This window comes from Chitinophaga oryziterrae (assembly GCF_009758125.1).
Taxonomy (GTDB): domain Bacteria; phylum Bacteroidota; class Bacteroidia; order Chitinophagales; family Chitinophagaceae; genus Chitinophaga; species Chitinophaga oryziterrae.
This window is the reverse complement of record NZ_WRXO01000003.1, coordinates 16,980-32,813: the sequence shown is the minus strand read 5'-3', so window position 1 is coordinate 32,813 and position 15,834 is coordinate 16,980. Positions and strand designations below refer to the sequence as shown.

The window sequence follows — 15,834 nt, the reverse complement described above, 5'->3', positions numbered from 1 at the left end:
AGCAGTTATGTTACACCCAATTTAGTTATTGAAATTATAAATATATATTTCCTACCCCCCCATTTTTTCTTTCCTACAGTATTTAGATGAGAAGGTTTAAAAAGTGTTGGCAGGAGCATCGCTTTCCGGTGTTCCATGCCTTGTGTGCGGCTATGCCCTGATCATACCCATTTGCGGCCACGGTATGCCTATGCCTGTACCGTTGGTCTTTTTGTTTAATGCTAACCTATAATGACCATTCATGAAGCGTACCTTTACCATTATTCTGCTGGCAGTATTACTGACCGGCACCAATGTCTTATTAGCCCAAACCTTTACGCCCATTGCCGTTACAGGGTTCAATAGTGATATTATAGCGGAAGCAGGGAATAATGCAGTTGCTGTTACCTCTACCGTAATAGACGGAAGTAATCACGTCATTCATACTACCGGCTTCGCCGCACTGAACGGAATAACCGGCGGTATTATCAATACCGGCGCTATTGTCAGCGGTACCCGTACTTACCAGATGGCGCCCTATACAGGTAACAACGCGCTGTATATGTCTTCTGCCGGTAATGTTGCCAATACGGTAGGCACCGGCACACTCACCTTTGCTACTCCTAAAGCATATAGTAATTTAAGCCTGCTGGCATTTGGTACAGAAAACAACAGCGTTGTGACAGTGGTCCTCAATTTCACAGATGGTACTACTGTGAATGCCGGTAACATCACTATTAAAGACTGGTTTGGTGGTACCCCTTTTTTAATCAGTGGTTTTGGTCGCCTTACCCGGTTAACCGCAGCTCCTTATACCGTGGATGGATTAACGACCAATCCACGTATGTATGCCTTTGATTTTTTAGTGCCCTGTGCCTCCCAATCCAAACTGGTACAATCTGTTACCTTCAATTATATTCCAGGCAGCAACCCCAGCTCCAGAGCGCTGATCATGGCGGTTTCCGGAGTGGGGTATACACCCATTACCTATTCGCAGGTGGTGACCAATCCTATTTGCGGTGGCGCCAATGGCAGTATCGCACTCACAGCCACCGGTGGTACTTCTCCTTTAACCTATAGCTGGAATACTAACCCAACCCAAACAAATGCCACTGCTACCAATCTGGTAGCAGGCTTTTATGCCTGTGCTATCAGAGATGGCAACAACTGTATTACGACCGTATTTGATACCCTTGTACTGAAATCCCTGGCCAGCATTACAGCAGTGGCCAATCCTGCGGAGATATGCAGCGGGGCTGCTTCTGCCCTGTCCACAACAGCTACAGGCGGTACCGTAAGCGGGTATACATGGAACCCGGGCAATATCAGCGGAGATAATACTTCCGTTACCCCTACGGCTAATACCCAATATATTGTTACTGCAAAAGACGCATTCGGATGTGTGATCGCAGATACTGTGGATGTAACAGTAAAACCTACACCCAGCGCTGCATTTGATGTACGCCAGCCGGCTGTTTGTCTCGGTTTACCGGATACACTGATGTACACGGGAGGAGCCGGCCCCACCGCGACTTATACCTGGGACGGTGGCGGGGCACCTGTACAGGGTGGCGGTGTTGGTGGTAATCCCGACTGGTACTCGCTGAATTATACTGCAGCAGGTACTTATACAGTATCGTTGCAGCTAACTGAAAATGGTTGTGTTTCTCCTTTGGTAACACACCCGGTTACAATACAGACCCCACCTGTTGCTGGTTTTAATGTGAGTAAGAATCCGATCTGTACAGGAGAAATGGTGACGGTTACGTTTACCGGTACGGCCAGCAATGCAGCAGTTGCACAATGGAACTGGGGAGGCGGTAGTCAGCAAAGCGGTACCGGCCTTAATCCACAACTGGTAAAATACCTGAACAGCGGCACTATTTCACTGACTGTTACCGATGGTGTCTGCATAAGAACTGCTACTCCGGTGGCAATCGATGTTATCACAAAACCAGTTGCAAAATTCACTCCGGATATCATCACAGGCTGTACACCTGTTACGGTAAACTTTACCAACCAATCTACTTTTGCAGATTCATATAAATGGTTTTTGGGAGATGGTGGTACTGCTACCAGTAAAAACGCTTCTCATACCTACAGCAATGACGGAGTATATACTCTTACACTGATAGCGGGCTCACAACAATTATGTTTTGATACACTGATAAAAACAGCGCTGATCAATGTGCTCCCTCCGCCTGTTGCCAGTTTCACCGCACAACCCGGAGAGAACATACCTGTTGAATATAAAAATGCGACGTTCAATTTTACCAATACCTCACAGCATGCTACCACCTATGAATGGGAGTTTGGGGATGGCATTACCTCATCAGAAATTAATCCCGTTTATAAATGGGAATTACCGGGTAATTACCGGGTAACCCTATACGCCAGAAATGATATCGGATGTATGGATAGCACCAGTCGCGCATGGTATAAAATAATCCCTGATCTGGTACTGAACATCCCCAATGCATTCAGTCCGAATGGAGACGGGATCAACGACCGCTGGAACCTGGATGGATTAAAAGCACGCCCTGCATGCCAGGTAGAAGTGTTCAACCGCTGGGGACAAACAGTCTACAAGAGCAATGGATACACCATCGGATGGGATGGTCTGCGGCAGGGAAAACCAGTGAGTGAAGGCACTTATTATTATGTAATCAAAACAGCTCCCGGAGAGAAACCTTACACCGGATGGGTAGTCCTGTTACGCTGATAAACTCTTTAACATCAACCAAAAAATACAAGTGAATGAAAAGTATTTTTATTGTTACCCTTATGCTGATAATATGTACCTGCAAATTAAAAGCACAAACCTATTCTCCTGTTGTCATAACCGGGTACAACAATGACATAGTTGCCGATACAGGAACTGATGCTACAGCCGTTACTTCTACGGGAGTGGACCTTCAGCAGAAGATCCTTTATTCGCTGGGCTTTGCTGCTACCAATGCTTTAGCAGGAGGTTTAGCGGATAACGGTACTATTGTAAATGGCCAGCGCACCTACCAGTTGGGTGACTACTCCCTCAACAATGCCTTATATCTTTCGGCCAATGCATTTGCAGCCAATACGCTTGCATCCGGAAGTATTGCATTAGTAACACCGGCCACCTTTACAAAAATAAGTGTACTGGCATTTTCCACTGAGCAAAACAGTATACTGGATATCAGCCTGAAATTTACAGATGGTACTGTTATTTCCGGAGGAACAGTGAGTGTTGCCGACTGGTTTAATGGGCCGGGTTCTATCATTTCAGCAGTAGGCCGTATACAGCGTATCCCTTCTCCACCTTATGTTGTAGAAGACCTGGCGGCTAATAATCCCCGGTTTTACCCGATTGATATCGATATTCCCTGCGCAGTTCAATCGAAGATGCTGGATTCCATCTTCTTTAATTATGTTTCAGGTGGCAGCCCTGATTCCAGGGCAGTTATTCTGGCCCTTTCTGCGGTGAGCTATACCCCGATGACACTCACCTCCTCTCTTGTAGTGGCAGACTGTGGCAAATCGAATGGCAGCGCTACGGTGAGTGCAGAAGGCGGAAGCCCTCTTATTACCTATGAATGGAATACCATACCCGTACAGTTAACGAAAACCGCTACAGACCTTCCTGCCGGGACTTACACCTGTACCATTACGGATGGTAACCTGTGTGTCACCCAGGTACCAATGACAGTAACAGAGAAGTCTGTAGTGAAGATGAAAGCAACCGCCAGACCGGGCACTATCTGTTCCGGTAGCGCTACCACCCTGTCTGCCATCCCTTCCGGCGGTATTATTACAAGTTATACCTGGCAGCCAAGTAATATCACAGATTCCACTACCAGCATCTCTCCCACTGATACCACCACTTATGTGGTGACAGGGAAAGATTTCTTTGGATGCCTGGCGACAGATACCATTACAGTATCTGTTATACCACGACCAGCAGCTCCGGTGGCTTCTCCGGTATCTATATGCCCGGATAGCCTGGCTACTTTATCTGTGCTGACTCCTGATCCTTTGTTAGGCTATAACTGGTATCCTTACCCTTCCGGCGGAGATGTCCTGGGCACAGGAGATATCTTTGTAACACCACCGGTAGGTGAAACCACCACCTGGTATGTAGAAGCCGTTACCGGTCCTTGCAGCAGCGACCGTGTACCGGTGACTGTCACTCCATATGACAGACCAATAACGCCCATTGTTGTCAATACAGCAGTGACTGCCAATAGCGCCTCCTTCTCCTGGAAAAGTATTCCCGGCGCCACCGGTTACCTCATCTCTATAGATGGCGGAGCGTATATCACCGTAACAGACACTTTTTACAACGTTACCGGACTGCAGCAGGAAACGGTGAGTTTACGGGTCATCTCTCTGGGTACCCTAAGCTGCCAGACAAGCTTACCCGGCCAGGCCACTGCCAAACTGAAGCCGGGAGAGATATTTATCCCTAATGCGTTCACGCCAAACGGAGACGGGAAGAATGATATCTTCAAACCTGAAGGAAATATCAAAGCAATTGATATGAAAATCTTTAACCAGTGGGGCGAACTGATCGCAACAGGTAGCGGATGGAATGGGACCAGTGGAGGGAAGGCCCAACCCATGGGCGTTTATATATATGCGATGAAAATTATTATGACGAATGGCACGGAAGTGATAAAAAAAGGGTCCGTGAATTTGTTAAGATAGTGATAAAAAAAGTCTGACAAATATGCTGATGTTAAATTCCACGTTATTATTGTGAACAATTGAGATAGGTGATCTCATTAACAACATTTATCTCTTGTATTTCTGAGGGCTGGCCTGCAAAGGCCCGCCCTCTATCTTTTTAAATAGCGCTGCCGGAATTTGAAATACAACCATCTGCACTTACTTTGCGTTATAATTCGAGAGCTGACTAATACCATCACTTAATATTAATTGCTTTTTATGATCGCTACTAAAGGATACGCAGCCCCTGCTGCTAAAACTCCGCTTGCTCCTTTTAATTTTGAGCGCAGGGAGCCAGGACCACACGACGTACAGTTCGACATTTTATATTGCGGGGTTTGTCACTCAGACCTTCACCAGGTAGGAGACGAATGGGGACATGGGATATTCCCGATGGTACCAGGCCATGAAATCGTTGGCAGGGTCACCAAAGTGGGTAGCCATGTAACAAAATTCAAGGTAGGAGACCTGGCCGGTGTAGGTTGTATGGTAGATTCCTGCCGTAAATGTGAGAACTGTGCTGAAGGACTGGAACAATATTGTCTGAATGGTATGTCCGGTACTTACAATGGCTACGAACAGGATAAGAAAACCCCTACCTATGGCGGTTACTCCAACCTGATGGTGGTAGATGAGGCGTATACGCTGAAAATATCCGATAAACTGGACCTGGCAGCGGTAGCTCCCCTCCTGTGTGCGGGTATCACTACTTATTCCCCTTTACGCCACTGGAAAGTAGGTAAAGGCCATAAGGTGGCTATATTAGGACTAGGCGGCCTGGGCCATATGGCAGTGAAATTCGCCGTTTCTTTTGGCGCAGAAGTCACTATGCTGAGTACTTCACCCTCCAAACAGACAGATGCTGAGAAACTGGGAGCCCATAAGTTCCTGCTGACTACAAACCCTGATAACCTGAAGGCCGCTGCAGCTTCCTTCGATTTTATTATTGATACGGTATCTGCCGAACACGATTATAATCAGTACCTGGCGCTTTTAAAGACCAATGGTGCCATGATTTGCGTGGGTGCGCCTCCAACACCTTCCGTGATCTCTTCCTTCAGCCTGATCCTGGGCAGGAAAACCCTGGCTGGTTCTATGATCGGTGGTATCGAGGAAACACAGGAAATGCTGGACTATTGCGCGGAACACAATATCGTGTCTGATATTGAACTGATTGATATGAATTACATCCAGAAAGCGTATGAGCGCATGCTGAAAGCAGATGTTCGCTATCGCTTCGTTATCGACATGGCCACATTGTGATTTTTTATGATTCTTTGATTTATACAATTATTTGTTTGAATCAAACAATACAAACGAAAAATATAAGTGCAATCTTTGCACATCGATTGAAGGATTCATAAGAAAGGTACTACGGATAAAAGCAAAAAGAACCACGTTTAATCGCTGGTTCTTTTTGCTTTTTAGTAAGACTTCCGGATTGCTTCAAATGTAAAAACGAACTATGCCACAGTATGAAAGTAAAGTGTTGTAAGAATGTTTTACTACCAAACACAATGCTTAACTAAATGACATTGGATTTGAGGTATTCTCTTTACATCCGGAATTATAGCTCTTGCGTCTATCGATTAATGTTCATAAAATCATGCAAAGAAAAAGAACCGTCTGTTTATTTTTTCTCCTGGTGCTCTATGGAAGTACGAAGGTGCATGCGCAGGTACTCACTTTAAAAGAGGCTGTGCAGACCGCATTTACTAATTACGGGTCCATTAAGTCAAGGGCGAATTATATAAACGCTTCAAAAGAATCAGCTACACAGGCAAAACGAGATTATCTGCCCAACTTAAATGTTTCAGCACAACAGGATTATGGTACCGTTAACGGGCAATTTGGTCCTTCGTATGGTTTAAACGGATTAGGGGTAGCTTCTTCAGGACCCACACTCTCTTCTCAGAATTCAAACGCTGCTTTCGGAGGTTTATATCTGGCCAATATCAACTGGGATTTCTTTGCCTTCGGACGTTCCAAAGAAAAGATCAAAACAGCACAGGCGGTGGTAACCAGAGATGAATCTGATCTGCAACAGGAACAATTCCAGCAGGAAGTAAGAGTGGCTGCGGCCTATCTGAATCTGCTGGCAGCACAACGCTTAACAACTTCCTGGCAGAAGAACCTGGCAAGAGCGGATACTTTCCGTTTTGTAGTAGTCACCAGGGTGTTGAACGGACTGATTCCAGGTGTGGATTCTTCTCTTGCCAACGCAGAAGTATCCAGCGCAAAGATTGCTTATACAAAAGCAAAAGATTTCGAACAGACACAAGCCAATCAACTGGCTGTGCTGATGGGTGTACCACCTAAGGATTTTGTACTGGACACCGTGTTCATTACAAAGATCCCTTCTTCATTATTAGATCCTCTACATGACAGCTTACAGAATCATCCATTACTGAAGTATTACGAAAACCGTATCAGGTTAAGTGATGCACAGGCCAGCTATTATCATACACTGAACTTCCCTGCTTTCTCCCTGTTTGGTGTGGCGCAGACAAGAGGTTCCGGATTCAGTTCATCTTATGCTACTGACCAGACAGCCTATACGAAGGATTACTGGGAAGGTGTAAAACCAGGTCGCAGTAACTACCTGATAGGTATAGGCGTTACCTGGAATATTACGACTCCGCTGAGGGTCAGTCACCAGGTAAAAGCTCAAAAGTATGTTTCTCAGGGATTAAAGGATGAATACGATCTGGTACAACAGCAACTGAACGCACAGATGTCGCTGGCTGGTACACGCATCCAAAATGCACTGGATAATTACAGGGAAGCGCCCATCCAGGTGAACTCTGCGTCTGATGCATACCTGCAACGCACTGTATTATATAAGAACGGGCTCACGAATATTGTAGATGTAACACAGGTTTCCTATACGCTTAACCGCGCTGAAACAGACCGCGATATTGCTTATACAAATGTGTGGCAGGCTTTATTACTGAAGGCTGCCGCCAGTGGGAACTTTTCACTATTCATCAATGAATTTTAGTTCATGAACCTGATAAGACTAGCATTACGCAAACCGATAACGATACTCGTGATCGTGGCCGCACTTTTCTTTTTCGGCATCAGCGCCGTGCGCACGATCAAAATAGATATATTCCCGAAGCTGGACCTGCCGGTGATGTACATTGCCCATCCCTTTGGCGGATACACGCCTACACAGATGGAGGCTTATTTCGGTAAGCAGTATATCAACATCCTCCTGTATGTAAACGGGATCAAAAGCATTGAAACAAAAAACATACAGGGCCTTACCCTGATAAAGGTGAACTTTTATCCGGGTACCAACATGGCACAGGCACAGGCAGAATTAAGCGCCTTCTGTAACCGTATACAGGCGATATTCCCGCCTGGCTCACAACCGCCCTTTATCATCCGTTTTGACGCCTCTACCCTTCCCGTTGGGGAATTGGTACTAAGCAGCGAAAAACGTGGCAATAACGAGCTGTTAGACCTTGCAAACACCTATGTACGTTCTTCCTTTACTACCATCCCTGGTCTGGTATCTGCTCCGCCCTTTGGTGGTAACCTCCGTACCGTGGTGGTAAAAGCAGATCCTGAACTGCTGCGCTCACATAACATGACAGTAGATCAGCTGGTAGAAGCCATCCGTGTGAATAACCAGACTTCTCCTTCCGGTAACGTGCGTATCGGTAATATCAACTATATCACTCCTGCCAATACTACTATCAGGACAGTAAAGGATTTTGAAGATATCCCGCTGTTTAAAGGTGGCGTACAGAACCTCTACCTGCGTGATGTGGCTACTGTGGAAGATGGGGCGGACATTACTGCAGGTTATGCACTGGTAAACGGTAAAAGGTCCGTATACCTGAGTATTGCCAAATCCGGTGATGCCTCTACCTGGGAAGTGGTACAGAAGCTGAAAGCTGCAATGCCCAAATTCCAGGCATTACTGCCGGAAGATGTGAAACTGACCTATGAATTTGACCAGTCCGTATACGTAATCAACTCTGTAAAAAGTCTGATCAGTGAGGGTACCATTGGTGCGATCCTCACGGGGCTGATGGTGTTGTTATTCCTTGGTGACCCAAGGGGAGCGCTGATCGTAATATTAACGATCCCCACCTCTATCATTGCGGCGGTACTGTGTCTGAAAGTAGCCGGACAAACCATCAACATCATGACGCTGAGTGGTCTTGCACTGGCTATCGGGATCCTGGTGGATGAGAGTACGGTGACGATTGAGAATATACACCAGCACCTGGACATGGGCAAGCCCAAGGGGCTGGCCATCTGGGATGCGTGTAAGGAAATAGCCTTCCCTAAATTACTGATCCTGTTCTGTATCCTGGCGGTGTTTGCACCTGCCTTCACAATGGGAGGTATTCCGGGTTCACTGTTCCTTCCGCTGGCATTGGCGATCGGTTTTGCCATGGTGATCTCTTACTTCCTGGCACAAACGTTCGTCCCTATCATGGCCAACTGGATCATGAAGGAACATAAACATGCACATCCGCATGTTTCTCATAAAGGAGATGATACCTGGGATGAGAAGAAAGAACTGGTAGAAAGAATAGATTTTAATGATGACGGAAAGATCACCCTGTTCGATAAATTCAGGAACCGCTTCATGCGTTTCATGAACAGGATCTTACCTGCGCGCAAAATCATCGTATCTGCCTATATCGTTATCGCATTAGGACTGGTAGTGCTGTTGTTGTCCAATATCGGGCGCGACGTACTACCACGTGGTAATGGCAGTCAGTTCCAGTTAAGGCTACGCGCACCTGAAGGTACACGTGCTGAAACAACGGAAGAAAAAACGATTGCAGCATCGAAGGTGATCAGGGATATCGTAGGACCGGAGAATGTATCTATCACCTCTTCTTATGTGGGCCAACATCCCGGCCAGTTTTCCATCAGTCCTATTTACCTCTTCATGGCAGGTCCGCAGGAAGCTGTTATGCAGGTAGCGCTGAAAGAAGACTATAAGGTAAATATGGACCAGTTGAAGGATAAGATCAGGGCAAAACTGAAAGAGGTAGAACCGGACGTGCAGCCTTCATTTGAACCTATTGAACTGACAGATAAAATCCTGAGCCAGGGTTCTCCTACCCCGGTTGAAGTGAGGATGTCCGGAAGGAACAAGAAAGTGAATGAAGAGTATGCACAGAAGATAATAGATAAACTGAAACAGATCCCTTACCTGCGTGATGTGCAACTGGGACAGTCTACCAAATACCCTGCATACAAGGTAACGATAGACCGTATACGTGCTGCACAACTGGGCGTTGACCTGAATGATATCTCCCGTTCACTGACTGCCTCTACTTCTTCTTCCCGTTATACGGATAAGAATATCTGGATAGATGAAAAGTCGAACCTGAGTTATAGTGTGCAGGTGCAGATCCCGGAGAATAAGATGACAGATGTTCAGTCGATGATGGAAATTCCTCTGCTGAAAAATTCTGCCCGTCCTGTGCTGGGAGATGTGGCAACCATTACACGCGATACTACTTATGGTGAAGCGGATAACTTAGGTGCGCTACCAACGTTGTCTGTTACAGCCAATACAAATAATATAGATCTTGGTACCGCTACAAAAGATGTGAACAAAGCGATCGCATCTCTCGGAGAACTGCCACGCGGATTGAATGTGGAGCTGATCGGGTTAAGTCAGACCCTGACAGACACACTGGATAGCTTACAGGATGGATTGCTGGTAGCGATCATCGTGATCTTCCTGATGCTGGCAGCTAACTTCCAGTCGTTCAAAGTATCTTTGGTAGTACTCACCTCAGTACCGGCAGTACTGTTAGGTTCACTGTTATTACTGACGATCACCGGCTCTACCCTGAACCTGCAATCTTATATGGGTATTATCATGTCTGTGGGCGTATCCATTTCCAACGCGGTATTACTCATCACCAATGCAGAGCATTTACGCCTGCATAACGGGGATGCGTTATTATCTGCGAAAGAATCGGTAGCATTACGTCTGCGTCCGATATTAATGACCAGTCTTGCAATGGTAGCAGGTATGATCCCGATGGCCAGTGGCCTGGGTGAGTCCGGCGACCAGACATCCCCGCTGGGACGTGCTGTAATTGGAGGCCTTATCGCCTCTACCTTCAGCACCCTCTTCATATTACCACTGGTATTTGCGTGGGCGCAAGGCAAAACAACTACCCAATCCGTATCCCTTGATCCGGAAGATAAAGAAAGTAAAAACTATGTACCATCTTTGCAAGAATAGTATGAACAACACAAAAACACTGGCTATCACATTGGTGTGTGGCCTACAGGCAGTCATGCTGTTAAGCAGCTGCGGTCATTCAGAAGGAAAGGCGGAAAATACAGACGCTACCAAGGAAGTAATTACAGTAGCTGCTACTACATTACATAAAGGTAAGCTGGCTTCTACCCTGCAGATACCAGGCGAACTGGTAGCCTTTCAACAGGTGGACATATACGCTAAAGTGAGCAGCTTTGTGAAGAAACTGCATGTGGATGTAGGATCTGAAGTTAGCACAGGTCAGTTACTGGCTACTATGGAAGCACCTGAGATCACTTCACAATTGTCCGGTGCCGAGTCCAGGCTGAAATCACAGGAAGCGGTGTACCTGGCCAGTAAAGCCAATTACGACCGTTTACATGAAACCAGTCTTACCCCCGGTACTGTTTCCAAAAACGACCTGGATATTGCGCAGGCAAGGATGAAATCCGATGCAGCACAACTGGAATCTGCCAAAGCAGCCTATAAAGAGATTACGGACAACAGGAACTATCTCGAAATAAGAGCGCCATTCAGTGGTATTGTAAGTGCAAGGAACGTGAGCGCAGGCGCCTATGTAGGCCCTACAGGCAAGGGATCTGAATTCCCGCTGTTCACTTTACAGGAACAGAAGAAATTACGTTTAGTGATCTCCGTTCCCGAAGCCTATACCAGCTACCTGACCAATAACAGTGAAGTAGGATTTACGGTGAAAGCATATGCCGGTCAGAATTTCACGGCTAAAGTGAACCGTTTGTCTGGTGTGATGGATACTCGTTTACGTTCTCAGCGTATAGAAATGGACGTTCCGAATAATGACAAGAAACTGATGCCCGGTATGATTGCGGAAGTAAAGATCCCGCTGAACACAGCAGACAGCGCTTTCATTTTACCTAAAACAGCCGTTGTTAATTCAACAGTGAACGTATTTGTGGTAAGGGTAACAAATGGCAAAGCTGAAAGAGTACTGGTACAGGCAGGACATGATGCAGATGGTAAAATAGAAGTATATGGTAATCTGAATGCAGGTGATACTATTGTAACAGTAGCATCAGAAGAAATAAGAGATGGCGCTGATATGAAGCACATAAAATTAGATAAGTAGACTGGCACACACAAGTAAACGGTCAGATAGCGCAATGCTATCTGACCGTTTTTTTATGAAAAAAAGTAAAGGGCCTTGAAAGGCCCCTTCTAATTAAACTATTCCTAACTATTCATAAATGCTCCTATTGGATCAATACCTTTTTAGTATACTGTTTAGTACCATTGGTTACAATCAATACATAGAATCCACTGGAAACATTGTGTGTTGAAAGTGTTACTGTTTTCGCATTTGCTTTCTTGTAACTCACTACACGTTTGTTCAGATCTACCAGGGATACCTGTACAGGCGCTGCCGCATTGTACTTAGGTACGTTTATTGTTAATGTGCCTTCCTTAGCTACCGGGTTTGGATATAATACCAGCTCTTCATTATCCTTTGCATCCTGCTCTACTTTTGCTGCAATGGCAGATGCTGCATCCGCCACTTTAGTGATCCTTATCCAGTTAACATTAAAGCCACCTGTTTGTGCATATACACCTAACGCATAAGTACCGGCAGTCACCGTTACATTATGAGAGATGGTGGTCCAGTTCTGCCAGCCTCCTGTTGAAGGCACGTTCAGGTAACCTAACACGGTAGTACCTGCATTCAGGTCCAGTGACAACTGAGCGCCGCCATTTAAACTGGCTACACGGTATTCTACTTTATAAGTACCCGATGTAGGGAAGTTGATGCTGTTAAAAGCTAACCAGTCGCCGGTATCAATACTACCTACATTAGAACCACCATCTGTATCAGTGGTAGCTTCTGTGATAACACCTGCCATAGATGTATAATTCTCTGCCTGTATCAGGGTGCTAACAGGAGCAGTACCATTGGCACTGATGATGAGGGAAGATACTTTATCGTTCCAGGTAGCCACGTCGAGTAAAGGCACGTCGGAAGTGATGGTAGTACTTGCACCGGTGAAATTATCATCAGCATATAATACTACTTTGTAACCTGCAGCTACTTTCAGAGAAGTAAAATCATCGTTTTTAGCACCGTATGCCTTCAGTTTAGCCAGGTTATAGCTACCCACAGGTAATGCCACACCATATCCACCATAATTGATATCCTGGTATGCATTCACTACTATAGGATCAGGTGTAGCGTACGCGATCGGGAAAGCTGCCTGTGCCGCAACGAACTGCGATTCATAATCGCCGGTCCATCCGAAAGCGGTAGTTGCCTGTGCCTTTAAATTCACGCCGGCAGCAGCGCTCCAGAAATGAACGAATTCGCCCATGTTCAGTCCGCGGGAGTAGTCGGAGCCACTCTTAGGGAAGTATGTAGACAGCAATACGAAGTAACGGTTCAGCACCTTGTTACCGCCATAGCTGTTGTAAATAGGGTAAAACCAGTCTTTGAACCATTTGGTACCCGCTCTCGGGAAGTTATCACCCGAGCTGGCCATCATCAGGTTATACCACCTGGTAGCGTCGCTGGTACGGCCCAGGTTCACGTATACATCATAGATGAAGATCTCTGCCCATTTGCTGTCTCCCCAGATACCGAAAGCTGGTGAGCCATGTGCATTTTTAGAATCTCCTTCCACGATATGTGCCACTTCGTGTGTGGTAAGGTCGTAATCATTGCCGCCTCCACTCCATGGGCCAGGTCCTACGTCAATTACGTCCCTGTTATCATGACTGGCATCGAAATAACCCGAAGGATGTCCGCCGCTGTACTTGTTGGTATGGAATACCGCGAAGAGGTGTGGATCGTCACCAAAAAAGCCGTACGTACGTTTTGTATAGCGCCATACGTCTCCAAGATACTGTTGAGGCCAGGTTACCGAGCTGCTTACATCACTGTCGTAATATAATGCCAGGTCATTGTCATAAAATACACGGGTTAACAACTGGTTATGTTCAAACCAATGTTCCTGCCAGGTCGCAGGGGGTGTCTGGGCTTTCAGGGCAGTGGTGGAAAAGGTACCCGCCAGCAGCAGAAGAAGTAGATTTTTCTTTTTCATTTAGATATTGATTAGTGAATAAATAGCTATTCTGAGAATAAAATTTGAAATATGGAGATCCATCTTTCTTTTGATTAATGTTTATTCTGAGGGAAAAAACTGACCAGGACCCGCCGTCAGGTTTCCTGTTTACCACATCCTGGTCAGCCTTCAATTTATTGTATAATCACTTTCTTCGTATAATTGCTGTTACCGTTTTTAACAACGAGTATATAGAAGCCTGCGCTCAGTTTTTCTGTACCTACAGTAACTGTTTTCGCATTTGCTTTCTGGTATACTACTGTCTTTTTGTTTACATCCAGCATAGACACCTGTACAGGTGCATTTGCATTGTAATCACGGATGTTCACGGTAATAGCAGTCCCTCTTGGAACAGGGTTCGGATACAGCAATAATCCTTTGCCGGTTTCAACACTTACAGCTTCAGTTTTTGCAGCTACAGTAGACAAACGCGCAGCAGAAGCTCCTACGATGCCGTAGTTGAAATTCTCCCAGCCCTGTGCTACATCACGGTTGCAGGTCATTGCTTTTGTACCGTTTTCTGAAGAAACGTATTTACCGTTGTTACCACGCAGAGAGAAAGTACCATCTGCATTGGTAATCCAGTCAAACATTTCCCAGCCTTGTATGGTAGCCCTGTTGCAAGTGATGGTTTTAGTTCCGTTCTCTGAAGAAACATATAAACCCTGGTTGCTGAGCGCTACTTTACCGTTACCGGCATCAACTACAGAAAACTGTTCCCAGCCCTGTACAGTAGCCCTGTTACAGTTCATACCGGCAGTATCTCCATCTTCAGAAGAAACGTATTGACCGTTGAAACCTTTCAGCCAAATCGTTTTACCAATTGGTGCAGTAGAAGGATGAGAAGTAGTATCTCCGCTTCTTGCCGCCACCACTTCATGAATAGCGCTTACCAGTGAGTTTGCACCTGTTCCTTCATCGTTGGACAGTTCCCACATCATGATCCCCGCACCACGATCGTAAGCCAGGTTGGTTTTAGCTTTGATGGTAGTGATACCATTATAACCGTACTTATTATTGAATACGTCGGCATAAGGATCCGCGCCCATCTTCAGCAGATCATTGTAAGCGATATAATCAGGATGTGCATAAAAAGGAACACCAAGAACGGCTTTCTCTTTAGGTAATCCGCGACCCAGCCAGTAGTCTAAACACTGTACTGCCAGTGCATAGGTAGAGTGCTGAAAATCGTTGTCATCATATGCCATGATGTTCAGGAAGTCTGCGATAGGGAACAAAGTACTCAGGAAGCTATCATCACCATAATCACCGATTACTGCTGCTGTTACTAATTTACCCTGTGGGTGAAAAGCGTTGGCCAGTTGTTGCATCAGTGTTACGAAACCCTGTGCCTGCGCACCTGCATTGGGATATTCCCAGTCGAGGTCTACACCATCCAGGTTATACTGGTTACAGAAGTTCAGCATGTTAGTTACAAATGCAGCGCGGTAAGTAGCACTTACTGCTGTTGTTCTGAAGCCAACATCACCACCGCCACCACCAACAGAGATAATCACTTTTACACCTTTAGCATGTGCTGCTGTAACGAGCGATTGCAGCCTTCCCGGATCATCTGGTGGAGTATAACCACCAGTGCCATTAGGGATCAGGAATGCATAGTTGATATGTGTGAGTTTATCGAATTGAACATTACTTACGGTACCGCCCCAGGTAGGGAGATAACCAATTACCTTAAACTGTGCGGACGATTGCAGGGATACAGCAATCAGGAGCAACAGAAAGGCAATGTTTCTGTAGAGGTTTTGTTTCATAAAAAACAGGTTTATCCCGGATTGTTTTTTAAATGGTTAA

General features: G+C 45.9%; 8 protein-coding genes. 6 read left to right on the top strand and 2 right to left on the bottom strand.

From position 1 onward, the window contains the following. The first annotated feature begins 241 nt into the window (after positions 1 to 241). The 6 genes from GO495_RS12220 to GO495_RS12195 all read left to right on the top strand — a co-directional run bounded on the left by GO495_RS12220 (position 242) and on the right by GO495_RS12195 (position 12,041). Complete coding sequence (locus GO495_RS12220; RefSeq protein ID WP_157299977.1) at positions 242 to 2,701, top strand: PKD domain-containing protein; 2,460 nt, start codon at positions 242 to 244, stop codon at positions 2,699 to 2,701. Positions 2,702 to 2,736: 35 nt separating this feature from the next. Then, on the top strand, positions 2,737 to 4,662 hold the full coding sequence (locus GO495_RS12215; RefSeq protein WP_157299976.1) for a T9SS type B sorting domain-containing protein: 1,926 nt from the start codon (positions 2,737 to 2,739) through the stop codon (positions 4,660 to 4,662). Between the two features lie 240 nt (positions 4,663 to 4,902). Continuing rightward, complete coding sequence (locus GO495_RS12210; RefSeq protein WP_157299975.1) at positions 4,903 to 5,946, top strand: NAD(P)-dependent alcohol dehydrogenase; 1,044 nt, start codon at positions 4,903 to 4,905, stop codon at positions 5,944 to 5,946. A 343-nt stretch (positions 5,947 to 6,289) separates the two neighbouring features. Next, positions 6,290 to 7,684: a TolC family protein gene (locus GO495_RS12205; RefSeq protein ID WP_157299974.1), complete on the top strand. Its 1,395-nt coding sequence runs from the start codon at positions 6,290 to 6,292 to the stop codon at positions 7,682 to 7,684. A gap of 3 nt (positions 7,685 to 7,687) precedes the next feature. Beyond that, positions 7,688 to 10,918: an efflux RND transporter permease subunit gene (locus GO495_RS12200; RefSeq protein WP_157299973.1), complete on the top strand. Its 3,231-nt coding sequence runs from the start codon at positions 7,688 to 7,690 to the stop codon at positions 10,916 to 10,918. Position 10,919: 1 nt separating this feature from the next. Beyond that, the gene (locus tag GO495_RS12195) at positions 10,920 to 12,041 is read left to right on the top strand and encodes an efflux RND transporter periplasmic adaptor subunit (RefSeq protein WP_170302671.1); all 1,122 of its coding nucleotides are present in this window, start codon (positions 10,920 to 10,922) and stop codon (positions 12,039 to 12,041) included. 124 nt (positions 12,042 to 12,165) lie between these two features. Here GO495_RS12195 and GO495_RS32155 read toward each other — a convergent pair whose 3' ends face one another. Together GO495_RS32155 and GO495_RS12185 are read right to left on the bottom strand one after the other, a co-directional pair. Further along, positions 12,166 to 14,001 carry a carbohydrate-binding protein gene (locus GO495_RS32155; protein ID WP_157299971.1) on the bottom strand — a complete coding sequence of 612 codons (1,836 nt, stop codon included), beginning with the start codon at positions 13,999 to 14,001 and terminating at the stop codon, positions 12,166 to 12,168. A gap of 155 nt (positions 14,002 to 14,156) precedes the next feature. Continuing rightward, complete coding sequence (locus GO495_RS12185) at positions 14,157 to 15,794, bottom strand: glycosyl hydrolase family 18 protein (protein WP_157299970.1); 1,638 nt, start codon at positions 15,792 to 15,794, stop codon at positions 14,157 to 14,159. Positions 15,795 to 15,834 lie beyond the last annotated feature (40 nt).

Coding starts and splice junctions, on each gene's coding strand:
- GO495_RS32155 (WP_157299971.1), bottom strand. CDS start 14,001: ATGAAAAAGAAAAATCTACTTCTTCTGCTGCTGGCGGGTACCTTTTCC.
- GO495_RS12185 (WP_157299970.1), bottom strand. CDS start 15,794: ATGAAACAAAACCTCTACAGAAACATTGCCTTTCTGTTGCTCCTGATT.
- GO495_RS12200 (WP_157299973.1), top strand. CDS start 7,688: ATGAACCTGATAAGACTAGCATTACGCAAACCGATAACGATACTCGTG.
- GO495_RS12195 (WP_170302671.1), top strand. CDS start 10,920: ATGAACAACACAAAAACACTGGCTATCACATTGGTGTGTGGCCTACAG.
- GO495_RS12215 (WP_157299976.1), top strand. CDS start 2,737: ATGAAAAGTATTTTTATTGTTACCCTTATGCTGATAATATGTACCTGC.
- GO495_RS12205 (WP_157299974.1), top strand. CDS start 6,290: ATGCAAAGAAAAAGAACCGTCTGTTTATTTTTTCTCCTGGTGCTCTAT.
- GO495_RS12220 (WP_157299977.1), top strand. CDS start 242: ATGAAGCGTACCTTTACCATTATTCTGCTGGCAGTATTACTGACCGGC.
- GO495_RS12210 (WP_157299975.1), top strand. CDS start 4,903: ATGATCGCTACTAAAGGATACGCAGCCCCTGCTGCTAAAACTCCGCTT.